General features: G+C 70.5%; 16 protein-coding genes. 11 read left to right on the top strand and 5 right to left on the bottom strand.

From position 1 onward, the window contains the following. The first annotated feature begins 265 nt into the window (after window positions 1–265). From FNV62_RS19250 to holA, 5 genes are all read left to right on the top strand, one after another. The gene (locus FNV62_RS19250) at window positions 266–1,120 is read left to right on the top strand and encodes a helix-hairpin-helix domain-containing protein (protein ID WP_413083920.1); all 855 of its coding nucleotides are present in this window, start codon (window positions 266–268) and stop codon (window positions 1,118–1,120) included. 182 nt (window positions 1,121–1,302) lie between these two features. Next, window positions 1,303–3,786: a ComEC/Rec2 family competence protein gene (locus FNV62_RS19245; RefSeq protein ID WP_205523154.1), complete on the top strand. Its 2,484-nt coding sequence runs from the start codon at window positions 1,303–1,305 to the stop codon at window positions 3,784–3,786. Between the two features lie 4 nt (window positions 3,787–3,790). Then, window positions 3,791–4,618 (top strand): arylamine N-acetyltransferase family protein, encoded by an 828-nt coding sequence (locus FNV62_RS19240; RefSeq protein ID WP_143613349.1) that lies wholly within the window; start codon window positions 3,791–3,793, stop codon window positions 4,616–4,618. 63 nt (window positions 4,619–4,681) lie between these two features. Then, window positions 4,682–4,927: a hypothetical protein gene (locus tag FNV62_RS19235; protein ID WP_060901959.1), complete on the top strand. Its 246-nt coding sequence runs from the start codon at window positions 4,682–4,684 to the stop codon at window positions 4,925–4,927. Between the two features lie 73 nt (window positions 4,928–5,000). After that, window positions 5,001–5,987 carry a DNA polymerase III subunit delta gene (gene holA / locus FNV62_RS19230; RefSeq protein WP_179858166.1) on the top strand — a complete coding sequence of 329 codons (987 nt, stop codon included), beginning with the start codon at window positions 5,001–5,003 and terminating at the stop codon, window positions 5,985–5,987. Window positions 5,988–6,369: 382 nt separating this feature from the next. On the opposite strand, the gene rpsT is transcribed toward holA, so the two are convergent. Further along, entirely contained in the window at window positions 6,370–6,636 is a 267-nt protein-coding gene (gene rpsT / locus FNV62_RS19225) for a 30S ribosomal protein S20 (RefSeq protein ID WP_054231951.1), read from the bottom strand. A gap of 224 nt (window positions 6,637–6,860) precedes the next feature. On the opposite strand from rpsT, the gene lepA reads away from it, so the two are divergent. Both lepA and FNV62_RS19215 read left to right on the top strand, forming a co-directional pair. Beyond that, the gene (gene lepA, locus FNV62_RS19220; RefSeq protein ID WP_054231952.1) at window positions 6,861–8,729 is read left to right on the top strand and encodes a translation elongation factor 4; all 1,869 of its coding nucleotides are present in this window, start codon (window positions 6,861–6,863) and stop codon (window positions 8,727–8,729) included. A 261-nt stretch (window positions 8,730–8,990) separates the two neighbouring features. Next, complete coding sequence (locus FNV62_RS19215; RefSeq protein WP_097284686.1) at window positions 8,991–10,865, top strand: AMP-dependent synthetase/ligase; 1,875 nt, start codon at window positions 8,991–8,993, stop codon at window positions 10,863–10,865. Between the two features lie 77 nt (window positions 10,866–10,942). On the opposite strand, the gene FNV62_RS19210 is transcribed toward FNV62_RS19215, so the two are convergent. Together FNV62_RS19210 and FNV62_RS19205 are read right to left on the bottom strand one after the other, a co-directional pair. Next, a complete protein-coding gene (locus tag FNV62_RS19210) occupies window positions 10,943–11,527 on the bottom strand; it encodes a two-component system response regulator (protein WP_143601606.1) in 585 nt (194 codons plus the stop codon). A gap of 11 nt (window positions 11,528–11,538) precedes the next feature. Next, window positions 11,539–15,615, bottom strand: coding sequence for a HAMP domain-containing protein (locus tag FNV62_RS19205; RefSeq protein ID WP_054231977.1), 4,077 nt, complete (start codon window positions 15,613–15,615; stop codon window positions 11,539–11,541). 205 nt (window positions 15,616–15,820) lie between these two features. Here FNV62_RS19205 and FNV62_RS19200 point away from each other — a divergent pair, with 205 nt between their 5' ends. Continuing rightward, on the top strand, window positions 15,821–18,130 hold the full coding sequence (locus FNV62_RS19200) for an ATP-binding SpoIIE family protein phosphatase (RefSeq protein ID WP_144315446.1): 2,310 nt from the start codon (window positions 15,821–15,823) through the stop codon (window positions 18,128–18,130). 122 nt (window positions 18,131–18,252) lie between these two features. Beyond that, a complete protein-coding gene (gene hemW, locus FNV62_RS19195; protein WP_060901967.1) occupies window positions 18,253–19,485 on the top strand; it encodes a radical SAM family heme chaperone HemW in 1,233 nt (410 codons plus the stop codon). A gap of 447 nt (window positions 19,486–19,932) precedes the next feature. On the opposite strand, the gene FNV62_RS19190 is transcribed toward hemW, so the two are convergent. Beyond that, entirely contained in the window at window positions 19,933–20,736 is an 804-nt protein-coding gene (locus tag FNV62_RS19190; RefSeq protein ID WP_060901962.1) for a DUF3097 domain-containing protein, read from the bottom strand. A gap of 31 nt (window positions 20,737–20,767) precedes the next feature. Continuing rightward, window positions 20,768–21,553: an MBL fold metallo-hydrolase gene (locus tag FNV62_RS19185; protein WP_143601604.1), complete on the bottom strand. Its 786-nt coding sequence runs from the start codon at window positions 21,551–21,553 to the stop codon at window positions 20,768–20,770. A 226-nt stretch (window positions 21,554–21,779) separates the two neighbouring features. Between FNV62_RS19185 and hrcA the strand changes: the two genes are divergently transcribed. Together hrcA and dnaJ are read left to right on the top strand one after the other, a co-directional pair. Then, window positions 21,780–22,802, top strand: coding sequence for a heat-inducible transcriptional repressor HrcA (gene hrcA / locus FNV62_RS19180; protein ID WP_054231958.1), 1,023 nt, complete (start codon window positions 21,780–21,782; stop codon window positions 22,800–22,802). Continuing rightward, window positions 22,803–23,939: a molecular chaperone DnaJ gene (gene dnaJ / locus FNV62_RS19175; RefSeq protein ID WP_054231959.1), complete on the top strand. Its 1,137-nt coding sequence runs from the start codon at window positions 22,803–22,805 to the stop codon at window positions 23,937–23,939. The last annotated feature ends 94 nt before the right edge of the window (window positions 23,940–24,033 follow it).

Below are 24,033 nucleotides of genomic sequence, written 5' to 3'. Positions count from 1 at the left end.
AGGCACAAACGCAGGTACAGGTACAGGTACAGGTACAGGCACGGGTACGGATACAGGCGCCCGCGCCCGACGCCGCGATGCCTCGGCCGAGGCGCTCCGTCTGCGCGCACAGGCACTCTTCTCCGAAAGGCCCGGCACCCGAGGGGAGTTGGGGGACGGGCCGCCGGGCGTGGACCGGGATGTGGGAGGCCCAAGGGGGAGCACCTCGGCGGGGGTCGGCGTCGCCGTGGTTCGGGGAAGTGGCGGCTCTTCGCCCACCGGGGTCCTGGACCATGACGAACCGAGCCGAAGCTCAGGTGCGCGTGCGAGTGCGGGCGACCATACCGAGCATGGCGCTCCCGTCCCCGGGGCAACGGCGGCATGGCGAGAGCGGGCCGGGCTTGCCGTGCGGGAGCGGATGCCGCTGTGGCTGCAGTCGAGGTGCGGTCTGGAGCGCAGGAGTGTGACCGCACTCGGAGTGCTGCTCGTTGTCGCCGTGGTCTTCGCCGTGCAGCAGTTCTGGGGTGGCCGGACGCAGTCGGTGCGGGCCCCCGAGGTGGTGCGGGCAGTGGCGCCGTACGGCGGGCAGAGCGGCGCGGTGGAGCGGAAGCCGGCGGAGCCGGGAGGCGCGGCCGGGGCGCCGCCGAGCCCGGGCGGTTCGACCGCTTCGGCCGGTTCGACCGTGACCGCGATCGTGGTGGACGTCAGCGGCAAGGTGCGCAGTCCCGGGCTGCGACGACTGCCGGCCGGGTCGCGGGTCGAGGACGCGCTACGGGCCGCGGGTGGGGTGCGACCGGGTGCGAACACCGAGGGGCTCAACCGGGCCCGCCTCCTGGTGGACGGCGAACAGGTTCTGGTGGGCGTCCCCGTTGGCGTGACCGGACCGGTCATGGGTGGCGGCTCCAGTGCCACGGGGATCGGCGGATCCGTTTCAGGAGCGGCTCCTTCGGCTCCCGTCTCCCTCAACACGGCCACCGTGGACCAGCTCGACACCCTGCCGGGCGTCGGCCCCGTTCTCGCGCAACACATCATCGACTATCGCACCCGGCACGGCGGATTCCGTTCGGTCGACGAGCTCCGCGAGGTCAATGGCATCGGCGACCGCCGGTTCTCCGATCTGCAGAAACTCGTACGGCCGTGAGCGGGCCCACCGGGCCCTCGACGGCTTCCGCGACCTCCTCGCCCTCTGTGCCCCCTTCACCTCCTTCACCTCCTTCACCTCCTTCGCCCCACGCGGCCTCACCACCGGCGGATGCCACGCGGAGCACCCGGCACTCCCGAAGCCGCCGAGCCGTGCACGCCGCCTCGGGAAAGCGGCTCGGTATGGCCCACCCCCGCGAGGAAGGGCCGACGGATCTGCGGCTCGTCCCGCCCGCGCTCGCGGTCTGGGTGACGGCGGCGGTGACGGTGGGCGCACCGCCCGGACGGGTCACGGCCGTGGTGGTGGGCTGCCTGGTCCTGGCCGGCGCGTTGTTGGCGTTGGGGCGGACCAAGGCGCGCAGGGTGACGGGGTACGGCGCAAGACCATCCCGTGCGTGGCCGCGGGTCTCCGTCGCTGCCTCGCTGCTCTGTGTCGCGGCGGCCGCCGCCTCCGCGGGGCTGCACGGGGCGGATGCGCGCCGCGGCCCGATCCCGGCCCTGGCACGGCAGTACGCCCATGTGACCGCCGAGGTGGAGATCACCTCCGATCCACGGCTCACCCGGCCTCGGATCAAGGGGGATCACGCGGCTCCCACGGCTGTGCTGCTCGACGCGGAGGTCCGGCGAGTGACGCGGGCGGGCGGAGACGGGACCGTGGTGGTGACGCGTACGCCGGTGCTGGTGATCGTCGACGCGAGTTCGCCGAGGGGCTCGCCCCGGCTGCCCGGCGGGCGCTCGCCCTGGCTGTCACTGCTGCCGTCCACACGGTTGCGGGTGGCCGCGCGGCTCGCCCCCGCGCTGTCGGGCGGGGACCGGATCGCGGCCGTGCTGCGCGTGCGGGGGAGCGGGCCGCCGGAGGTGGTGGGGCAGCCGTCCGGGCCGCAGCGGTTCGCCGGCCGGTTGCGCGAGGGCCTGCGGCAGGCGACCGACGGGCTGGAGGCGGACGCGCGGGCGCTGCTGCCGGGGCTGGTCGTGGGGGACACCTCACGGGTCACACCGGAGCTGGACGAGGCGTTCAAGGCGACGGATCTCACACATTTGCTGGCGGTCAGCGGCGGCAACTTCACGATCTTGCTCGCCCTGTTCGTCGGACCACCGGGTCTCGCCCCGCGCGCCGAGCGGCGTGGCCTCGCACCGCGGCTCGGTATCCCGCTGCGGGCCACCGCCCTGCTCGGTGGCGCGGTCACGCTCGGCTTCGTGATCGTGTGTCGGCCGGACCCGAGCGTGCTGCGGGCCGCGGCCTGCGGATCGATCGCGCTGCTCGCCCTCGCGACCGGCCGCCGCAGATCGCTGATCCCCGCCCTGGCCACGGCCGTACTGCTGCTGGTGCTGTACGACCCGTGGCTGTCACGGAGTTACGGCTTCCTGCTCTCCGTGCTGGCGACCGGCGCCCTGCTCACGCTCGCCCCGCGGTGGAGCGCGGCGCTCCAGAGACGCCGGATGCCGCCGCGCCTGGCCGAGGCACTGGCCGCCGCGGGCGCCGCACAGGCCCTGTGCGCGCCGGTCGTCGCGGTTCTGTCGGCCCGGGTGAGCCTGGTGGCGGTGCCGTGCAATCTGCTCGCGGAGTTCGCCGTCGCGCCGGCCACGGTGCTGGGGTTCGCGACGCTGGCGACGGCGCCGGTGGTGCTGCCCGTGGCCAAGGGGCTCGCATGGTGCGCGAGTTGGCCGGCCCGGTGGATCGCCGACATCGCACGGACCGGAGCCGCGCTGCCCGGCGGGGGAGTGGACTGGCCCGCGAGTTGGCCGGGGGCGCTGCTGCTCGCCCTGGTCACGGCGGTCGTCGTGCTCGCCGGGCGACGGCTCCTGAAGCACCCTTGGCTGAGCGGTGCCTGTGTCGTGGTGTTCCTGCTGGTCGTGGTGCAGCCGGCGCCGCTCACCAGGGTGATCACGGGATGGCCGCCGCCCGGCTGGCGGTTCGCGATGTGCGACGTGGGACAGGGCGACGCGACGGTGCTCGCGGCGGGCGACGGCACCGCGGTGGTGGTGGACGCGGGCCCCGATCCGGCGCTGGTCGACCACTGTCTGACCACGCTCGGCATCACCCGGATCCCGCTCGTCGTGCTGACGCATTTCCACGCCGACCATGTGGCGGGGCTGCCGGGGGTGCTGCGCGGGCGTGCGGTGGGGGCGATCGAGACGACGGGCTTCGCGGAGCCGCCCGACCAGGCCGAGTTCGTTCGGAGACAGGCGGCCGCTCGCCACATCTCGGTGACGTCGGCCGTGGCGGGTGAACGGCGGCGCATCGACGGTCTCGACTGGCAGGTGCTGTGGCCGCCACCGAGCCCGGCGCCCACCCCGGACGGGCCGAACGACGCCAGCGTCGCCCTCGTCGTACGGTCGGCGGGGCTGCGGCTGCTGTTGCTCGGCGACCTCGAACCGCCGGCGCAGCAGGCGCTGCTGCGATCACCGGCGGCCGGGGAGCTGACGGCCGTGGACGTGCTCAAGGTCGCCCACCACGGCTCGGCCTACCAGGACCCGGAGCTCATACGGAGGGTGGCCCCGCGGCTGGCCCTGATCTCGTGCGGCAGGGACAACCCGTACGGGCATCCCGCGCCCAGCACGGTCGCGGCGCTGCGTGCCGGGGGTGCCGTGGTGCTGCGGACGGACAAGGACGGGGCGCTGGCCGTAGCCGGTGCGGGCGGAGGGTTGAGCGTGGCGAGAGACTGAGGGCATGAATTCCGCACAGGCCGATGCCTACCTCCGCCGGATCGGCGCCCATCACCCCGCGTGGCCCACTTCAGGTGTGCTGCGTGACCTGCACCTGCGTCATCTGAAGGCGGTGCCGTTCGAGAACCTGTCGATCCATCTGGGTGAGGAGATCGTGCTGGAGGAGAAGCGACTGCTGGACAAGGTGGTGGGCGGGCGCAGGGGTGGCTTCTGCTACGAACTGAACGGGGCGTTCGGGGCGTTGCTCGGGGCGCTGGGCTTCGACGTCACGCTGCTCGCGGGGCGGGCGTACGGGGAGGAGGGGCGGCTCGGGATCCCGTACGACCATCTCGCGCTGCGGGTGCGGACGGTGGACGGGGGCGACTGGCTGGCGGACGTCGGGTTCGGGGCGCACAGTCACTATCCGCTGGCCTTCGGGGCGCGGACCGAACAGGTGGACCCGGGCGGCACGTTCAGGGTGCTCGAGGCGGGGCCGGACGCGGCGGGAGTGCGGGGCGTCGGCGGACGGCGGGAGGCCGAGGACCTGGACGTCATCCGGGACGGCAACCCGCAGTACCGCCTGGAGGTGCGACCGCGGGTGCTGGGGGACTTCGTCGCCGGGGCCTGGTGGCACAGCACTTCGCCGAAGTCGCATTTCACGCGGTCGCTGGTCTGTTCGCGGGTGACGGAGGACGGAGGGCGGATCACGCTCAGCGGTCGGAACCTGACGGCGACGGCGCCGGACGGGACGAAGGAGGTGTCGGAACTGGCAACGGACGAGGAGGTGCTGGCGCTCTACCGGGAGCGCTTCGGGATCGAGCTGGACCGGGTGCCGGAGGTGCGGAAGGGCTGATCCCTGCGTTCAGAAGCGCCGACCCCGGCGTCGGTCGTGTCCGGCGTGGCGGAAAATGTTCTCGTGAGCGATGTGAGACATGTGCTGGTGCTGCCCGACCGCGATGCCGCGGAAGAGGCGGCGGAGGTGATCGGTGACCGGTTCGGGCTCGACGAGGAGCCGCAGCTCGTCAGGGACGCGCTGGCCGGTGAGGACGATGCCGAGGACGCGCAGTGGCTACTGGTCCTGACGGATCCCGGGGAGCGGCTCGATTCGAAGGAGCTGGACGAGTTCGCGGGGGAGTGGGACGGCTGGCGCGAGGAGCCGTAGGGCTCCGCCGGGGCTGGGCGTGCGGGTTCCCGTGCGGGGCGCGTTGTCAGTGGCGCGTGGGATGCTTTCGGTGATGGCCAAGAAGACCGCTCAAGACGACCCTCTCGCCCCCGTCACACTTGCCGTGGGCCAGGAGGACCTCCTGCTCGACCGTGCCGTGCAGGAGGTGGTGGCCGCCGCCAGGGCCGCCGACGCCGACACGGACGTACGGGACCTCACTCCGGACCAGCTGCAGCCCGGCACGCTGGCCGAGCTGACGAGTCCCTCGCTCTTCTCCGAGCGCAAGGTCGTGGTCGTGCGCAATGCGCAGGATCTGTCGGCCGACACGGTCAAGGACGTGAAGGCGTACCTGGACGCGCCGGCCGAGGAGATCACCCTCGTGCTGCTGCACGCCGGTGGGGCCAAGGGCAAGGGGCTCCTCGACGCCGCGCGCAAGGTGGGGGCGCGGGAGGTCGCGTGCCCCAAGATGACGAAGCCCGCGGACCGGCTGGCGTTCGTGCGGAGCGAGTTCCGGGCGCTCGGGAGATCGGCCACGCCCGAGGCGTGCCAGGCGCTGGTCGACTCGATCGGGAGTGATCTGCGGGAGCTGGCGTCCGCGGTGTCGCAGCTGACCGCGGATGTCGAGGGGACGATCGACGAGGCCATTGTCGGGCGGTACTACACCGGGCGGGCCGAGGCGTCGAGCTTCACCGTGGCCGACCGGGCCGTGGAGGGGCGGGCCGCGGAGGCGTTGGAGGCGTTGCGGTGGTCTTTGTCGACCGGGGTCGCGCCCGTCTTGATCACCAGTGCGTTGGCTCAGGGGGTGCGGGCGATCGGGAAGCTGTCCTCCGCGCGCGGGGGTCGGCCGGCCGATCTTGCCCGTGAGCTGGGGATGCCGCCGTGGAAGATCGATCGGGTGCGGCAGCAGATGCGGGGGTGGACGCCGGACGGGGTCGCGGTTGCCCTGCGGGCGGTCGCCGATGCCGATGCCGGGGTCAAGGGCGGGGGAGATGATCCCGAGTACGCGCTGGAGAAGGCGGTCGTGGCGATTGCTCGGGCGGCTCGGTCTCGACGGGGGTAACGCCCGGCTGGGCTGAGCCCGAGTTCTCTCGCCCCCGCCGTCCCTGCCCGTCCCATCTCAGGGGGCTCCGCCCCCCCGACCCCCGGGTGGGGTTGTCGGGTGCGGGTGGGTGGGGGTTGCTCGCGCGGTTCCCCGCGCCCCTGAGGCGGGGCTTCGCCCTGATTTGCCGGCTGCCCCTGGCGGGACCCATGCCAAAGGCCCCGTCCGTCTCCTGGGGAAGGAGGGGAACGGGGCCTTCGGATCACGATGGTGGATCCACGCCCGCGTGGCGAACGCAGGCCGCGCGTGGGTCCGGGGGTGCCGGTCAGGAGCGGAAGAGAGGGCCCGCTGGGTCCTTTCCGGCGGTCAAGTCAGGGGTTGAGCCCGATGGGGCCCAGCCGACTCAGCCCTTGAGGGAAGAGACCTTCGAAGCAAGCGCCGACTTCTTGTTGGCGGCCTGGTTCTTGTGGATGACGCCCTTCGAGACGGCCTTGTCGAGCTGGCGCGACGCAGCGCGCGTGTACTCGGTGGCCTTCTCGACGTCACCCGCGGCAGCAGCCTCGCGGGCCTTGCGGATCGCGGTCTTCAGGGAGGACTTGACCGACTTGTTGCGCAGTCGAGCCTTCTCGTTGGTCTTGATCCGCTTGATCTGGGACTTGATGTTCGCCACGAATGAGCCTTTACAGGTTCAGGCGCGCGAGACAGCACGTCTCACTCGCCGTTTGATTTCCTTGGGGTGTGCCTCCTGCAGAGAGGGCACGAGACACAGCCACCCAGGCTACCAGTAGCCGCACGACCGGCCCAAACCGGTCGCAGCTCCCCACCCGTGGGACCATGGAGCCTACGTATCGATCCGACCCGAGGCGACAGGCGCCTCAAGAGACAGGACCCTGCGTGCCCGCGACCCCTAACAATGTGCCCGAGCCGAGCCGTACCGCCCCGGCTCTGATCCGCAATTTCTGCATCATCGCGCACATCGACCACGGCAAGTCCACGCTCGCCGACCGCATGCTCCAGCTGACCGGGGTGGTCGAGCAGCGGCAGATGCGTGCTCAGTACCTCGACCGCATGGACATCGAGCGCGAGCGCGGCATCACGATCAAGTCCCAGGCGGTCCGGCTGCCCTGGGCCCCGACGGAGGATCCGGGCAACACCCACATCCTCAACATGATCGACACCCCCGGGCACGTGGACTTCACGTACGAGGTGTCCCGGTCGCTGGCCGCTTGCGAGGGGACCGTCCTCCTCGTCGACGCCGCCCAGGGCATCGAGGCGCAGACCCTCGCCAACCTCTACCTGGCGATGGAGAACGACCTCAAGATCATCCCCGTACTCAACAAGATCGACCTGCCGGCCGCCCAGCCGGAGAAGTTCTCGGAGGAGCTCGCCAACCTCATCGGCTGTGACCCCGATGACGTGCTGAAGGTCTCCGCCAAGACGGGGCTGGGTGTCGAGGCCCTGCTCGACAAGGTGGTCGCCGAGATCCCCGCCCCGATCGGCGTCCAGGACGCCCCCGCTCGCGCGATGATCTTCGACTCCGTCTACGACTCCTACCGCGGCGTCGTGACGTATGTGCGTGTCATCGACGGGCAGCTCAACAAGCGTGAGCGGATCCGGATGATGTCCACCGGAGCGACCCATGAGCTGTTGGAGATCGGCGTCTCGTCCCCCGAGATGACGCCGGCCGACGGGCTGGGCGTCGGTGAGGTGGGCTACATCATCACCGGTGTGAAGGACGTCCGGCAGTCCAAGGTCGGTGACACCATCACCACCCTCAACAAGGGGGCGACCGAGGCGCTCGGCGGGTACAAGGACCCCAAGCCCATGGTCTTCTCCGGGCTCTATCCGCTGGACGGGTCCGACTACCCCGAGCTGCGCGACGCGCTCGACAAGCTGCAGCTCAACGATGCCGCGCTCGTCTACGAGCCGGAGACCTCCGCCGCGCTCGGCTTCGGTTTCCGCGTCGGTTTCCTCGGGCTGCTGCACCTCGACGTGATCCGTGAGCGGCTCGAGCGCGAGTTCGGGCTCGACCTGATCGCGACCGCGCCGAACGTGGTCTACCGGGTCGTCATGGAGGACCGCAGCGAGCACATCGTCACCAACCCGAGCGAGTTCCCCGAGGGCAAGATCGACGAGGTGTACGAGCCCGTCGTGCGCGCCACGATCCTCGCGCCCTCCGAGTTCATCGGCTCGATCATGGAGCTCTGTCAGACCCGGCGCGGCACCCTGCTCGGCATGGACTACCTGTCCGAGGACCGGGTCGAGATCCGGTACACGCTGCCGCTCGCCGAGATCGTCTTCGACTTCTTCGACCAGTTGAAGTCGAAGACCCGGGGTTACGCCTCGCTCGACTACGAGCCCACCGGTGAGCAGACCTCCAGCCTGGTCAAGGTCGACATCCTGCTGCACGGCGACAAGGTGGACGCCTTCTCGGCGATCACCCACAAGGATGCGGCGTACGCGTACGGGGTGCGGCTCGTCGCGAAGCTGCGCGAGCTGATCCCGAGGCAGGCCTTCGAGGTGCCCATCCAGGCCGCCATCGGGTCGCGCGTCATCGCGCGCGAGACCATCCGCGCCATCCGCAAGGACGTCCTCGCCAAGTGCTACGGCGGTGACATCTCCCGTAAGCGGAAGCTGCTGGAGAAGCAGAAGGAAGGCAAGAAGCGGATGAAGATGGTGGGCTCTGTGGAGGTTCCGCAAGAGGCCTTCATCGCCGTGCTGTCCAGCGACGACAGCGGCGGTTCGGCGAAGGGCAAGAAGTAGCCACCTGTTACCCCCGGAAACTCGGGCACAATGCGGGCTCGTCGCGCCTCGGCGCGGCGAGCCCGTACGCGTGCGTAGGGTCGCTCTCTGTAGGAAGTGACAGGCCGCCGCCCCTTACGCACTGGCCGGACGCGCCTTACTCTGATCTCTGCTCGATGGTTACTCGCGAGTTAAACAACAGCCGAACCAGCCAGCCGCACAGCAACAGTCAGCAGTCGGTCGAGCCAGACGCACGCACTGTCGCGGGCCCCGGAGGATGTCGTGAGCGACACACAGACCCTGATCGAGAACCGTCCGCCGTCCGTGGCGGCCCTCTTCCTGGAGCGCGTGGCAGCCACGCCCAACGCCGAGGCCTACCGCTATCCGGTCCCCCCTGCTTCAGGTGAGGGCCCGGACGAGTGGAAGTCGCTGAGCTGGGCGCAGGCCGCCGAGCGGGTCTACGCCATCGCGGCCGGACTGATCGAACTGGGCGTACGGCCGGAGCAGCGCGTCGCGCTCGCCTCCTCCACCCGGGTCGAGTGGATCCTCGTCGACCTCGGCATCCTGTGCGCGGGCGCGGCCACGACGACGATCTACCCGCAGACGAATGCAGAAGAGTCGGCGTTCATCCTCTCCGACTCCGACAGCAAGGTCCTGATCGCGGAGAACGCGGCCCAGCTCACCAAGGCCCGGGAGAAGCGCGCCGAGCTGCCCGAACTCGGCCACATCGTCGTCATCGACCCGGCGGGCGTCGAGACCGGCGACGGGGTGCTCACCCTCGCCGAACTGGAGACGCGCGGTGCCGCGTACCTGGAGAAGAACCCCGAGCTGATCAAGGAGCGCGTCGGCGCGATCACCGCCGACCAGCTTGCCACCCTCATCTACACCTCCGGTACCACCGGCCGCCCCAAGGGCGTGCGCCTCCCGCACGACAACTGGTCGTACATGGCGAAGGCCATCGCCTCGACCGGGCTGCTCGGTCCCGACGACGTGCAGTACCTGTGGCTGCCGCTCGCCCACGTCTTCGGCAAGGTGCTCACCTCCGGCCAGATCGAGGTCGGGCACGTCACCGCCGTCGACGGCCGCGTCGACAAGATCATCGAGAATCTGCCGATCGTGCAGCCGACGTACATGGCGGCCGTCCCGCGCATCTTCGAGAAGGTCTACAACGGGGTCGCGGCCAAGGCGCGGGCCGGCGGCGGCGCCAAGTACAAGATCTTCCAGTGGGCCGCCGGGGTCTCCCGCGAGTACGCGAAGGCCAGCCAGGACAGCTTCCGCCGCACCGGCACCGCCGCCGTGCCCTTCGGGCTGGGCGCCAAGCACAAGGTCGCGGACGCGCTCGTCTTCGCCAAGATCCGCGAGGCCTTCGGCGGCCGGCTGCGCGCCTGCGTCTCCGGCTCCGCCGCGCTCGCCCCCGAGATCGGCTACTTCTTCGCGGGCGCCGGCATCCACATCCTCGAGGGGTACGGCCTCACGGAGTCCTCCGCCGCCTCCTTCGTGAACCCCGGCGAGGCGTACCGCACCGGCACGGTCGGCAAGCCGCTGCCCGGCACGGAGGTGCGCATCGCGGACGACGGCGAGATCCTGCTGCGCAGCCCCGGCATCATGGAGGGCTACCACGGGCTGCCCGAGAAGACCGCCGAGGTCCTCGAGTCCGACGGCTGGTTCCACACCGGCGACATCGGCGAGCTGTCGCCCGACGGGTACCTCCGGATCACCGACCGCAAGAAGGACCTCATCAAGACCTCGGGCGGCAAGTACATCGCGCCCGCCGAGGTCGAGGGCCAGTTCAAGGCCGTCTGTCCGTACGTCTCCAACATCCTCGTGCACGGCGCCGACCGGAACTTCTGCACCGCCCTCATCGCCCTGGACGAACCGTCCATCCTGGAGTGGGCGAAGGAGAACGGACTGGAGGGCAAGTCGTACGCCGAGGTCGTCGCGGCCCCGGCCACGGTCGCCCTCGTCGAGGGGTACGTCAAGGAACTCAACGAGGGGCTCCAGCGGTGGCAGACCATCAAGAAGTTCCGGTTGCTGCCGCGGGATCTTGATGTGGAGCACGGGGAGATCACGCCGAGTCTGAAGTTGAAGCGGCCGGTGGTGGAGCGGGAGTACAAGGGACTCATTGAGGAGATGTACGCGGGCTCCAGGGAAGCGTGAGGTTGTCTTTCGGCTGCGGAGGGTGGGGGCTGGTCGCGCCCACGCGGCGGAGCCGCATATGTCGCGGCCCCGCGCCCCTAAAGGGCGCGGTTGCCGCTCAGCCCCGCTACCAGGCTCTGCAGTTCTCGGACCTGCCTCCGTAGGTCGGAAAGGTCCGGGGGGTCCTCGGACGACAAGTGCTTCTCCAAGGCCGCGAGCCGCGTGCTGATCTGGGCCGCGTGGGTGTGTTCCTGGGTCAGCAGGCGTTCCAGCTGCTGGTTCTTGCGGTGGAGGTCCAGGAAGACCGTGACCTTGGCGCGCAGGACCCAGGGGTCGAAGGGCTTGGTCAGGTAGTCGGCGGCGCCGGTCGCGTAGCCGCGGAAGGCGTAGCCGGCGTCGGCGTCGGTGCCGGTCAGGAAGATGATCGGGACGTCCTTGGTCTGGTCGAGCCGCTTGATGTTGGCGGCTGTCTCGAAGCCGTCCATGCCGGGCATGCGGATGTCGAGGAGGACGACGGCGAAGCGTTGCCTGAGCAGCGCCTTCATCGCCTCCTCGCCCGAACGCGCACGTACGAGCGGCTCGTTGAGGGACCCCAGGACGGCCTCCAGCGCGATCAGGTTGTCCTCCATGTCGTCGACCAGGAGGATGCTGGCGCGCTCGTAGGTCGTTTCCTCAGCGCTCATGGTGACTGTCCTCATTCGGTCGTCGGCGGGGCCGCGGCCTCCTCGGACGATGTGCTCGGCCCCGGAACAACGGATTCTTCGGAGTCGTCCTGCTCCGCGTCGTGCGCGCTCTCCGGGTCGAGGAGGGCGCAGACGACCGTGAGCAGCTGATCGACGTCCACCGGTTTGGGTACGTAGTCGTTGGCACCGCGCGCGATGGACTTCTCGCGGTCTCCCGGCATCGCCTTCGCGGTGAGCGCGACGATCGGCAGGCCCGTCCAGCGGGGGGTGCGGCGGATGGCGGAGATCGTCTCGTAGCCGTCCATCTCCGGCATCATGATGTCCATCAGGACGAGTTCCACGTCGGGGTTGCGCTCCAGGGTCTCGATGCCCTCGCGGCCGTTCTCCGCGTACAGGACGGGCATGCCGACGCGGCCCAGGACATGGGTGAGCGCGAAGACGTTGCGGATGTCGTCGTCCACGATCAGCACCCGTCGCCCCGGCAGGACCTGACCCGCCCGGCCGGCCTTCCACGCCTCCAGCTTGGTGGGGGTGGGCCAGGAGTCGTCGGTGTCGTGGGAGGTGTACGGCTCGGTGGACAGCTGCTCGGGCACGAGCGGCCGGAGGTCTTCCGGGGCGGCGCCGGTCGCCGTGTGGCCGGGGCTGATGACAGGGACGTACAGCGTGAAGGTGGAGCCCTTGCCGGGGGCGCTCTCCGCGATGATGCGGCCGCCGAGCAGTCCGGCGATCTCCCGGCTGATGGACAGGCCGAGGCCGGTGCCGCCGTACTTGCGGTTGGTGGTGCCGTCGGCCTGCTGGAACGCCTCGAAGATCACCGGGAGCTTCTCCGCGGCGATCCCGATGCCGGTGTCGGAGACGGCGAAGGCGATCACGTCGTCGCTGTTCTCCCGGGTGAAGGCGTGGTCGGGGTCCTTGAGGCGGTTGACGCGCAGTTCGACCCGGCCGGTCGCGGTGAACTTGATCGCGTTGGAGAGCAGGTTGCGCAGGATCTGCTGGAGCCGCTGCTCGTCCGAGTACATCTCCCGCGGTACGTCCTCCCCGACCGTCACCTCGAAGGCGAGACCCCGGTCGAGGGTGAGCGGCCGGAACGTGGCGTGGACGTAGTCGAGGAGTTTGATCAGGGGGAGCTTCTTCGGGCGTACGTCCATACGGCCCGCCTCGATCTTCGACAGGTCGAGGATGTCGTTGATGAGCTGGAGGAGGTCCGATCCCGAGCGGTGGATCGTCGTCGCGAACTGCACCTCCTGGTCGGAGAGATGGCCGTCCGGGTTGTCCGACAGCAGCCGGGCCAGGATGAGCAGCGAGTTCAGCGGGGTGCGCAGCTCGTGCGACATGTTCGCCAGGAACTCCGACTTGTACTGCGAACTCGTCGCCAAGAGCGCCGCCTTCTCCTCCAGTTCGGCGTTCGAGCGTTGCAGCTCCGCCTGCTGCGACTGGAGTTCGTCCGAGCGGTCCTGGAGCTGGATGGCGAGGCGCTGGGACTCGCCGAGCAGGGACTCCGTACGGGAGTTGGCGATGATCGTGTTGATGGCCACGCCGATGGTGTTCACGAACTGGTCGAAGAAGGCCAGATGGACGTCGGAGAAGCGGGAGAAGGAGGCGAGCTCGATCACACCGAGGAGTTTGTCCTCGAAGAGGATCGGGATGATGACGACGCTGGCGGGGGCGGCTTCCCCCAGACCGCTGTTGATCTTGATGTAGTCCGGCGGGGCCTCCTCGACGAGGATCCGCTTCTTCTCGCGGGCCGCCTGCCGGACCAGGCCGTGCACCGGCATGCCGCCCGTGTCGACCGTGGCGCCCTGCGCCGAGCCGTATCCGGCGATGAAGGCGAGTCCCTTGGCGGGGACGGCGGTGTGGAGGGAGGCCCCGTCCTCCTCCGGGTCGGCCAGGAAGAAGGCGCCGTACTGCGCGTTCACCAGCGGGGTCAGCTCGCGCAGGATCAGGTCGGCGACCTCCATCAGGTCGCGGTGGCCCTGCATCAGCGCGGCGAGGCGGGCGAGGTTCGACTCCAGCCAGTCCTTCGCGCGGGTCGTCTCGCGGAGGTTGGCCACCATCAGGTTGATGTTGTCCTTCAGCTCGGCGACCTCCCCCTGCGTCTCCACGGTGATGGAGCGGGACATGTCGCCCTGTGCCACCGCGGAGGCCACCTCGGCGATCGCGCGGACCTGGGTGGTGAGGTTGGAGGCGAGTTCGTTGACGTTGGTCGTGAGGCGCTTCCAGGTGCCGTACACGCCCTCGACCCGTGCCTGACCGCCGAGTTGACCCTCCGAACCCACCTCGCGGGCCACCCGGGTCACCTCGGAGGAGAAGGAGGAGAGCGTATCGACCATCGTGTTGATGGTCGTCTTCAGTTCGAGGATCTCGCCGCGGGCGTCCACGTCGATCTTCTTCGACAGGTCGCCCTGCGCCACGGCCGTCGCGACCTGCGCGATGTTCCGCACCTGCGAAGTGAGGTTGTCGGCCATGTAGTTGACGTTGTCGGTCAGATCCCGCCAGACGCCGGAGACGCCGAGAACCTGGGCCCGTCCGCCGAGTCGCCCGTCGGTGCCGACCTCGCGGGCCACCCGGGTCACCTCGTCGGCGAAGGCGCGCAGCTGCTCCACCATCGTGTTGACGGTGTCCTTCAGTTCGAGGATCTCGCCACGGGCGTCGACGGTGATCTTCTTCGACAGGTCGCCGTTCGCGACGGCCGTCGTCACCTGGGCGATGTTGCGGACCTGGGAGGTCAGGTTCAGGGCCATGAAGTTGACGTTGTCCGTCAGGTCCTTCCAGACGCCGGAGACGCCCCTGACCTGGGCCTGGCCGCCGAGGTTGCCTTCGGTGCCGACCTCGCGGGCGACGCGCGTGACCTCGTCGGCGAAGGCGGAGAGCTGGTCGACCATGGTGTTGATGGTCGACTTGAGTTCGAGGATCTCGCCCTTCGCCTCGACCGTGATCTTCTTGCCGAGGTCGCCCTGCGCGACGGCCGTGGAGACGAGGGCGATGTTGCGGACCTGCGAGGTCAGGTTGTCCGCCATGAAGTTGACGTTGTCGGTGAGGTCCTTCCAGACACCGGAGACGCCTCTGACCTGGGCCCGCCCGCCGAGGTTGCCTTCGGTGCCGACCTCGCGGGCGACGCGCGTGACCTCGTCGGCGAAGGCGGACAGCTGGTCGACCATGGTGTTGATGGTCGACTTGAGTTCGAGGATCTCGCCCTTCGCGTCCACCGTGATCTTCTGGCTGAGGTCGCCGTTGGCCACGGCCGTCGTGACCTGGGCGATGTTGCGGACCTGGGACGTCAGGTTCGAGGCCATGAAGTTGACGTTGTCGGTGAGGTCCTTCCAGACCCCCGAGACGCCTCTGACCTGGGCGCGTCCACCCAGTTGCCCTTCGGTGCCGACCTCGCGGGCGACGCGCGTGACCTCGTCGGCGAAGGCGGACAGCTGGTCGACCATCGTGTTCACGGTGAGCTTCAGTTCGAGCAGCTCACCGGTCGCCTCGACGGTCACCGTACGCGTCAGGTCGCCGCGCGCCACCGCCGTGGTCACCAGGGCGATGTCACGGACCTGGGCCGTCAGCCGGGACGCCATCGTGTTGACCGCCTCGGTCACATCGCGCCAACTGCCCGACAGTCCCTGCACCTTGGCCCGCCCACCGAGACGGCCTTCGGTGCCGACCTCGCGCGCGACCCGGGTCACCTCGCCCGTGAAGAGGGAGAGTTGATCGACCATCTTGTTGACGGCACGCCCCAACCTCCGGAGATCACCCCTGAGTTGACGGTTGCCGTCGTGCAGGTCCACCCGCTGCGTGAGGTCGCCGCCGGCCACCGCGTCCAGGACGCGCGTCGCGTTCGCGGCGGGCGCCACCAGGGCGTCGAGCAACTGGTTCACGTCATTGACGCGGGTCGTCCAACTGCCCTGGCCCGGGCTCGCCGACAGCCGCTCGTCGAGCCGTCCGTGCCGGACCAGCTCCCGTCGTACCCGCTGCACTTCCGTGTTGAAGTGGGTGCTGCGGTCGATGATCTGGTTGAACGCCGCGCTCAGGTCGGCCACCAGGCCGTACCCCGTCTCCGGCACCTTGGAGAAGTCACCGTCCCGCGCGGCGGTCATCGCGGCGAGCAGCGGACGCAGATCGGAGGCCGGGATCCGGCCGTCGTCGAATGCCCGAATCTGTCCGTCTTCGAGCACACGCGTAGCACTGTTCTCACTCATGGCGGCCCACTTCGGTAACTCGGTGCTTATGGGCGTGGCCAGTCTGTCACTCTGTCCGTGTCGCCTGAGGCGTATTCGTCCGAACTGCTCAGGGAGCCGCACAGTGGGGGCCATTCCGACGCAACGGGAGTCGCAACCGGACTCCATGGCGCTCGCCCCTGGTACGCCCGCGCACTACCGCGTGGGTCAGGAAGCCATGGCGCGCGCCGCGCTGCCGGGCACCCCGCTCGCGCCCGGCGCCGCCCGCCGCATGGTGCGCGAGACGCTCGCCGACTGGGGGGAACTGGCCCTGCCCGGCGCCGAGATCGTCCGCGAGCGCCTCGCCGAGGACGCCGTCCTGGTCGTCAGCGAACTCGTCACCAACGCCGTCGTGCACGCGGGCACCGACGTCGAGCTGCTGTGCCGGCTGGAGATCACCGACGGCGGCGCGGTGGGCGCGGTGGTCGTCGAGGTCTCCGACCACCATCCCTCGCGGGCGGTACGCGAGGAGTCGGCCGAACGGGCTTACGGCACACCGGAGTACGGGCGGGGGCTGCGGTTGGTCGCCTCCCTGTCGGAGGCGTGGGGGATCACGTATCGGACCGGGGTCAAGACCGTGTGGGCGCGGCTGCCTGTGGACGGCGGGCTGGGTGTCGAGGAGGGGCTGGGTCCTCAGGGTGGGTTGGGTGTCGAGGGTGAGTTGGGTGTTGAAGGTGGGCTGAGTGTTGAAGGTGGGTTGGGTGTTGGTGGCGGGTTGGGCGTTGAGCGTGGGCTGAGCGTGGGTGGTGGGTTCGGTGCCGATGGGGGATTGGGTGTCGGGCCGGGAATGACGGACGCCATGGGACTGTCCGCCGGTTCGGGGTTGGTCGACGGAATCGGACTGCCGGGCGGAACGGGACTGCCGGGGGGAATCGGACTGCCGGGCGGGACGGGACTGCCTGGGGGAATCGGACTGCCGGGCGGGACGGGAGTGGCTGGAGAGACGGGACTGGTCGGAGAGGCGGGGCCGGTCGGCGGGACGTTCGCTGCCGGACCGCGGCAAGGCCCGCGACAGGACGGCGACTGGCTCAACCGCGGCGCTCTCTCCTTCCTCGCCGAGGCCTCCGACCTGCTCGCCGGGCAGCTCGACGAGGACCTCGTCGCAGCGCTCGCCGGGCAGCTCCTCGTGCCGCGGCTCGCCGACTGGTGTGCCGTATGGCTGGAGGACGAGGCCACCGACCGGGCGGGTGGGCTCGGGCTGGCCCTGGGACCCCGGCTCGCCCGCGTCTGGCACGGCAGTGAGAACCGGATCGAGGAGCTGCGGCGGGCCCTGGAGAAGGATCCGCCGCGGTTGCCGGACTCGGTGCGGTCCCGGGCGGTGTCGGTGCCCTGGCCGGGGGAGGCGTTGGGGCCGGGGGAGGCGTTAGATACAGGGCAGGGGCACGGACAGGGGCAGGGTCAGGCGGGTGGCGTGGGCGGGGTGAGCGGGGCGGCGCTCGCGTACCGGCTGATCGCCGGCGGCCGGCCGCTCGGCACCCTCGTCATCGGCCGGGCCGGACTGACCGCCTTCCCCGACGAGATCACCGGGCTCGTCGAGGACCTCAGCCGGCGGATCGCCCTCGCCATCGGCGCGGCCCGCCAGTACGCGCGCCAGGCCACCATCAGCCGGGTCCTCCAGCGCGGCCTGCTGCCCGGAGCGGTCGCCGAGATCCCCGGGGTGCGCAGCGCCCTCGTGTACGAGCCGCTCGACAAGGGCGGACCCAGCGGTGACTTCTACGACCTGTTCCCCGCGGGCGACGGACGCTGGTGCTTCGTCCTCGGCGACGTCCAGGGCAAGGGCCCCGAGGCCGCCGTCGTGATCGGCCTCGCCCGGCCCTGGGTGCGACTGCTGGCCCGCGAGGGGTACCACGTCGCGGACGTCCTCGACCGCCTCAACCAGCTCCTCCTCGACGACGCGACGGAGGCGGCGGACGCGGCGGCCCGTGCGCTGGTGGCGGCGGGCGGGCCGGGTCTCGGCCCCGACGAGGGTCCGCAGACCCGTTTCCTCTCCATGCTGTACGGCGAGCTGGTGCCCTTCGAGGGCGGCGTACGCTGCACCCTCGCCTCCGCCGGGCATCCGCTGCCGCTGATCCTCGGCCCGGACGGCGACGTACGGGAAGTGGCCGAGCCGCAGACCCTCCTCGGGGTCTTCGAGGACGCGACCTACGTCTCCGAGACCTTCGACCTGTACCCCGGTGACACCGTCCTGTGTGTCACCGACGGGGTGACGGAGCGCCGTAGCGGGCCCCGTCAGTTCGATGACGACGAAGGGCTCGCGGAGGCCCTCGCGGGCTGTACGGGGCTGAGCGCGGAGCTCGTCGCGGAACGGATCCGGCGGCTCGTGCACGAGTTCGGCAGCAAGCCGCCGGAGGACGACCTGGCGTTGTTGGTGCTGCAGGCGGAGTGGACGGAGTAGGGCGGAGTCGGGGGAGCGGGGAGAGCGGGGAGAGCGGGAGGAGCGGGAGGAGCGGGGGAGAGAGAAACCGCAGGTGAGTGGCTGGAAAGGGGTATGCGGCCGGGTACGGGACAATGGAAGGCATGCCTTCCGCACTTCCCGACGGTGAGCCCGTCCCCGACGACGGGGCGCTGCCCGCGCACGCCCTGGCCGGAGCCGCCGAGCGACCTCTCGGTTTCTACCTCCACGTGCCGTACTGCGCGACCCGCTGCGGCTACTGCGACTTCAACACCTACACGGCGACCGAGCTGCGGGGCACCGGAGGCGTGCTCGCCTCCCGCGACAACTACGCGGACACGCTGATCGACGAGGTCCGGCTCGCCCGCAAGGTCCTCGGCGACGACCCGCGACCCGTCCGTACGGTGTTCGTCGGCGGGGGTACGCCCACGCTGCTGGCCGCCGACGACCTCGTACGGATGCTGGGGGCGATCCGGGACGAGTTCGGGCTCGCGGACGACGCGGAGATCACGACCGAGGCGAACCCGGAGTCGGTCGATCCGCGGTATCTGGAGACGCTCAGGGCCGGAGGGTTCAACCGGATCTCCTTCGGCATGCAGAGTGCCCGGCAGCACGTCCTCAAGGTGCTCGACCGTACGCACACCCCCGGCCGGCCCGAGGCGTGTGTCGCGGAGGCGCGAGCGGTCGGGTTCGAGCATGTGAACCTCGACCTGATCTACGGCACGCCCGGTGAGTCCGACGACGACTGGCGGGCCTCGCTCGACGCCGCGCTCGGTGCCGGGCCCGACCATGTCTCCGCGTACGCGCTGATCGTCGAGGAGGGGACGCAGCTCGCCCGTCGTATCCGGCGGGGCGAGGTGCCGATGACGGACGACGATGTGCATGCGGACCGGTATCTGATCGCCGACGAGGTGCTCTCCGGGGCGGGGTTCGACTGGTACGAGGTGTCCAACTGGGCCACTTCCGCCGCCGGGCGGTGCCTTCACAACGAGCTGTACTGGCGGGGTGCCGACTGGTGGGGGGCCGGGCCCGGGGCCCACAGCCATGTGGGCGGGGTGCGGTGGTGGAACGTGAAGCATCCCGGGGCGTATGCGGGGGCGTTGGCCGCGGGGCGGTCTCCTGGGGCGGGGCGTGAGCTGCTCTCGGAGGAGGACCGGCGGGTGGAGCGGATTCTGCTGGAGCTGCGGCTTCGGGAGGGGTGTCCGTTGTCGTTGCTGCGGGTGGAGGGGCTTGCGGCGGCGGGGCGGGCGTTGTCGGAGGGGTTGCTCGAATCAGGGGCGTATGGCGAGGGGCGGGCGGTTCTTACGTTGCGGGGGCGGTTGCTGGCGGACGCGGTCGTACGAGACCTGGTGGACTGAGGGGGCTGCGCCCCCACTCCCCGCTGTGTTCTTCGGCTGCGGGTGGGTGGGGGCCGATCGCGCAGTTCCCCGCGCCCCTAGAGGATCGGGGCTGCGCCCCGGATTCCCGGCTGCCCGTTGTTCTTTGGCTGCGGGTGGGTGGGGGCTGGTCGCGCAGTTCCCCGCGCCCCTGGAGGGTCGGGGCTGCGCCCCGGATTCCCGGCTGCCCGTTGTTCTTTGGCTGCGGGTGGGTGGGGGCTGGTCGCGCAGTTCCCCGCGCCCCTGGAGGGTCGGGGCTGCGCCCCGGATTCCCGGCCGCCCGTTGTTCTTTGGCTGTGGGCCGGTGGGGGCTGGTCGCGCAGTTCCTCGCGCCCCTGGAGGGTCGGGGCTGCGCCCCGGATTCCCGGCTTCCCGTTGTTCTTTGGCTGCGGGTGGGTGGGGGCTGGTCGCGCGGTTCCTCGCGTGTTGTCAGTGTGGGGCTGTGACGAAGTCGATGAGTTCTTCCACTCGGCCCAGGAGTTCCGGCTGCAGGTCTTTGTAGGAGTGGACGCGGGACAGGATGTGCTGCCAGGCGGCGCCGGTGTTCTCGGGCCAGCCGAGGGCGCGGCAGACGCCGGTTTTCCAGTCCTGGCCGTGGGGGACCCGGGGCCAGGACGGGATGCCTACGGAGGACGGCTTCACGGCTTCCCAGATGTCGATGTAGGGGTGGCCGAGGACCAGGGCGTGATCGCTCGTGACCGACGCCGCGATACGGGACTCCTTGCTGCCGGGCACCAGGTGGTCGACGAGGACCCCGAGGCGGGCGTCCGGGCCGGGTGAGAAGTCCGCCACGATCGCGGGCAGGTCGTCGACGCCCTCCAGGTACTCGACCACGACGCCCTCGATGCGCAGATCGTCGCCCCAGACCCGTTCGACCAGCTCGGCGTCGTGGCGGCCCTCCACGTAGATCCGGCCGGCGCGGGCGACCCGGGCCCGCGCGCCGGGGACGGCCACCGAACCGGAGGCCGTGCGGGTGGGACGGGTGGTGGTGGAGGAGGGGCGGGTGAGGGTGACCACCTGGCCCTCCAGGAGGAAGCCGCGCGGTTCCAGGGGGAACACGCGGTGCTTGCCGAAGCGGTCCTCCAGCGTCACCGTGCCCGCCTCGCAGCGGATCACCGCACCGCAGAAACCGGTACCCGGCTCCTCGACCACCAGGCCCGGCTCCGCCGGAACCTCCGGCACGGGCTTGGGCTTCTTCCACGGCGGAGTCAGGTCCGGAGAGTACTGGCGCATTCGGATGACGATAGGAGAAGCCCGGCGGGGCTCAACGCGACACGCCGAAATCCGACGCGTCGAAACCCGGCGTGGCGAGACCCGGCTCGCCGAAACCCGACACGCCGAAACGCGCGGCCAGCGCGTCCCGCTGGGACCGTACGAACCCGGCGTCCACGACCGCCCCGTGACCGGGCACGTACAGCGCGTCCTCGCCCCCGAGTTCGAGCAACCTGTCGAGGGCCCCGGGCCAGCGTGACGGTACGGCATCGGGGCCCGCCTGGGGTTCGCCGGACTCCTCGACCAGGTCGCCGCAGAACACCACCGTCGGGTCGCCCGGCACCACGACCACGAGGTCGTGGGCGGTGTGGCCCTCGCCCGTCCGCACCAGCAGGACCTCGACGCCGCCGGTCAGCTCGAGTCGCCGGGTGCCCCACACGTAGTGCCGGGGTCGCACCAGGGTGTCCGCCGCGTCCTCCGCCGCCCGCGCGTCCAGCCCGCCCCGTACCGCGTCCGTGTACAGCTCCTCGCGCCCGTGCTCGTACACCTCGGCCGAGCCGCCCGCGACGAGGACCTCCGCGCCCGCGAACGCCGCCGCGCCGAGGACATGGTCGAAGTGGGGGTGGGTCAGCGCGAGGAAGGTCACACGGCGGCCGGCGAGCGCCTGCGCCTCCTCGCGCAACCGTGCGCCCTCCGCGAGGCTCGACCCCGCGTCGACGATCAGCGCCCCACCCTCGCCCACGACCAGTCCGACCGTGCAGTCCCAGACCGGAAGCCGCCGCCGTCCCACCCGCGGGGTCAGCTGTTCCCACCCCGCCTCTTCCCAAGTCACCTTCATACGCCGACGCTAGCGGGAGGGCGTGGACGCCACGACATTCGGGGGCAGGGACGGTGTGACATCGCGCGACACGTCGGTGTACGTCCGTGCACCTTGCACAAGATCGCGGGGCCGCCCTTGCCGGGGCCGTACCCACCGGCCGTAGACTGGGCCGGGGAATGCTGGCACTCGCACACGCTGAGTGCCAAGCGAGGCGCCGAGGGGTCGACAGCTGGAGGTGTGCGCGATGCTCAGTGAACGCAGGCTCGAAGTGCTGCGCGCCATCGTCCAGGACTATGTCGGCACCGACGAGCCGGTCGCGGTCGGGTCCAAGGCGCTGACCGAGCGGCACCGGCTGGGGGTCTCCCCGGCCACCGTCCGCAACGACATGGCGGCCCTGGAGGACGAGGGGTACATCGCCCAGCCGCACACCAGCGCCGGGCGGATCCCCACCGACAAGGGCTACCGGCTCTTCGTCGACAAGCTGGCCGGCGTCAAGCCGATGACCGCGCCCGAGCGGCGGGCCATTCAGAACTTCCTGGATGGTGCCGTTGATCTCGACGATGTCGTCGGGCGGACCGTGCGGCTGCTCGCGCAGCTGACCCGGCAGGTCGCCGTCGTGCAGTATCCGTCGCTGACGAGATCGACCGTGCGGCACGTGGAGCTGCTGTCGCTCGCGCCTGCCCGTGTGATGCTCGTGCTGATCACGGACACCGGGCGGGTCGAGCAGCGCATGATCGACTGCCCGGTCCCGTTCGGAGAAACGTCACTCGCGGATCTGCGGGCCCGGCTCAACAGCAGGGTCGCGGGCCGTCGCTTCGCGGACGTCCCGCAGCTCGTGCAGGACCTCCCGGACGCGTTCGAGGCGGAGGACCGGGGTACGGTCGCGACGGTGCTCTCCACTCTTCTGGAGACGCTCGTCGAGGAGACCGAGGAGCGGCTGATGATCGGCGGAACCGCCAATCTGACGCGCTTCGGACATGACTTCCCTCTCACCATCCGGCCGGTGCTCGAAGCGCTGGAGGAGCAGGTCGTGCTTCTCAAGTTGCTTGGTGAGGCCGGGGATTCGAGCATGACCGTGCGAATCGGTCACGAGAACGCGTATGAGGGACTCAACTCCACGTCCGTGGTCTCGGTCGGCTACGGTTCGGGCGACGAGGCAGTAGCGAAACTCGGCGTGGTCGGACCGACCCGCATGGATTACCCCGGCACGATGGGAGCGGTACGAGCGGTGGCACGGTACGTCGGACAGATCCTGGCGGAGTCTTAAGTGGCCACGGACTACTACGCCGTACTCGGCGTGCGCCGCGACGCGTCCCAGGACGAGATCAAGAAGGCCTTCCGGCGGCTCGCACGCGAGCTGCACCCGGACGTCAATCCCGATCCGAAGACGCAGGAGCGGTTCAAGGAGATCAACGCCGCGTACGAGGTGTTGTCGGACCCGCAGAAGAAGCAGGTCTACGACCTCGGCGGCGACCCGCTGTCCCAGTCGGGCGGCGGCGGTGCGGGCGGCTTCGGCGCCGGCGGGTTCGGGAACTTCTCGGACATCATGGACGCCTTCTTCGGTACGGCGTCGCAGCGCGGTCCGCGGTCGCGTACGCGGCGTGGCCAGGACGCCATGATCCGGCTCGAGATCGAGCTGGACGAGGCGGCCTTCGGCACGACGAAGGACATCCAGGTCGACACGGCCGTCGTCTGCGCCACCTGCAACGGTGAGGGCGCGGCGCCGGGTACCTCGGCCCAGACCTGTGACATGTGTCGCGGGCGGGGTGAGGTGTCCCAGGTCACGCGGTCCTTCCTCGGGCAGGTCATGACCTCCCGGCCGTGTCCGCAGTGCCAGGGCTTCGGGACCGTCGTCCCGACTCCCTGCCCCGAGTGCGCCGGTGACGGGCGGGTCCGGTCGCGTCGCACGCTGACCGTCAAGATCCCCGCCGGTGTCGACAACGGCACGCGGATCCAGCTCGCGGGCGAGGGCGAGGTCGGGCCCGGTGGCGGTCCCGCCGGTGACCTCTACGTCGAGATCCACGAGCTGCCGCACTCCACGTTCCAGCGGCGCGGGGACGATCTGCACTGCACGGTGACCATTCCGATGACCGCGGCCTCGCTCGGCACCAAGGTGCCGCTGGAGACCCTCGACGGTCTCGAGGAGGTCGACATCCGTCCGGGCACGCAGTCCGGGCAGTCGATTCCGCTGCACGGGCGGGGTGTCACGCATCTGCGGGGCGGTGGCCGCGGCGACCTCATCGTGCACGTCGAGGTGACCACGCCCACGAAGCTCGATCCCGAGCAGGAGCGGTTGCTGCGGGAGCTGGCGCTGCTGCGCGGGGAGGAGCGGCCCACCGGGCAGTTCCAGCCCGGGCAGCAGGGGCTGTTCTCGCGCCTGAAGGACGCGTTCAACGGTCGCTGACGGGTGTTCCTGGGGGCTCCGCCCCCAGGTGCTCGAGCGTCCATCCCGGTGGCCTATGCCAGGCGGAAGGCCCGATTCGGACTTGTTCGGAGGA

This window comes from Streptomyces sp. RLB3-17, assembly GCF_007113425.2.
GTDB classification, from domain to species: domain Bacteria; phylum Actinomycetota; class Actinomycetes; order Streptomycetales; family Streptomycetaceae; genus Streptomyces; species Streptomyces mirabilis_D.
The sequence above is the reverse complement of the archived record's forward strand: the minus strand, read 5'-3'. Positions and strand labels throughout refer to the sequence as shown.

Coding starts and splice junctions, on each gene's coding strand:
- FNV62_RS19245 (WP_205523154.1), top strand. CDS start 1,303: ATGGCCCACCCCCGCGAGGAAGGGCCGACGGATCTGCGGCTCGTCCCG.
- FNV62_RS19240 (WP_143613349.1), top strand. CDS start 3,791: ATGAATTCCGCACAGGCCGATGCCTACCTCCGCCGGATCGGCGCCCAT.
- holA (WP_179858166.1), top strand. CDS start 5,001: ATGGCCAAGAAGACCGCTCAAGACGACCCTCTCGCCCCCGTCACACTT.
- FNV62_RS19210 (WP_143601606.1), bottom strand. CDS start 11,527: ATGAGCGCTGAGGAAACGACCTACGAGCGCGCCAGCATCCTCCTGGTC.
- FNV62_RS19205 (WP_054231977.1), bottom strand. CDS start 15,615: ATGACCGCCGCGCGGGACGGTGACTTCTCCAAGGTGCCGGAGACGGGG.
- hemW (WP_060901967.1), top strand. CDS start 18,253: ATGCCTTCCGCACTTCCCGACGGTGAGCCCGTCCCCGACGACGGGGCG.
- FNV62_RS19190 (WP_060901962.1), bottom strand. CDS start 20,736: ATGCGCCAGTACTCTCCGGACCTGACTCCGCCGTGGAAGAAGCCCAAG.
- FNV62_RS19185 (WP_143601604.1), bottom strand. CDS start 21,553: ATGAAGGTGACTTGGGAAGAGGCGGGGTGGGAACAGCTGACCCCGCGG.
- hrcA (WP_054231958.1), top strand. CDS start 21,780: ATGCTCAGTGAACGCAGGCTCGAAGTGCTGCGCGCCATCGTCCAGGAC.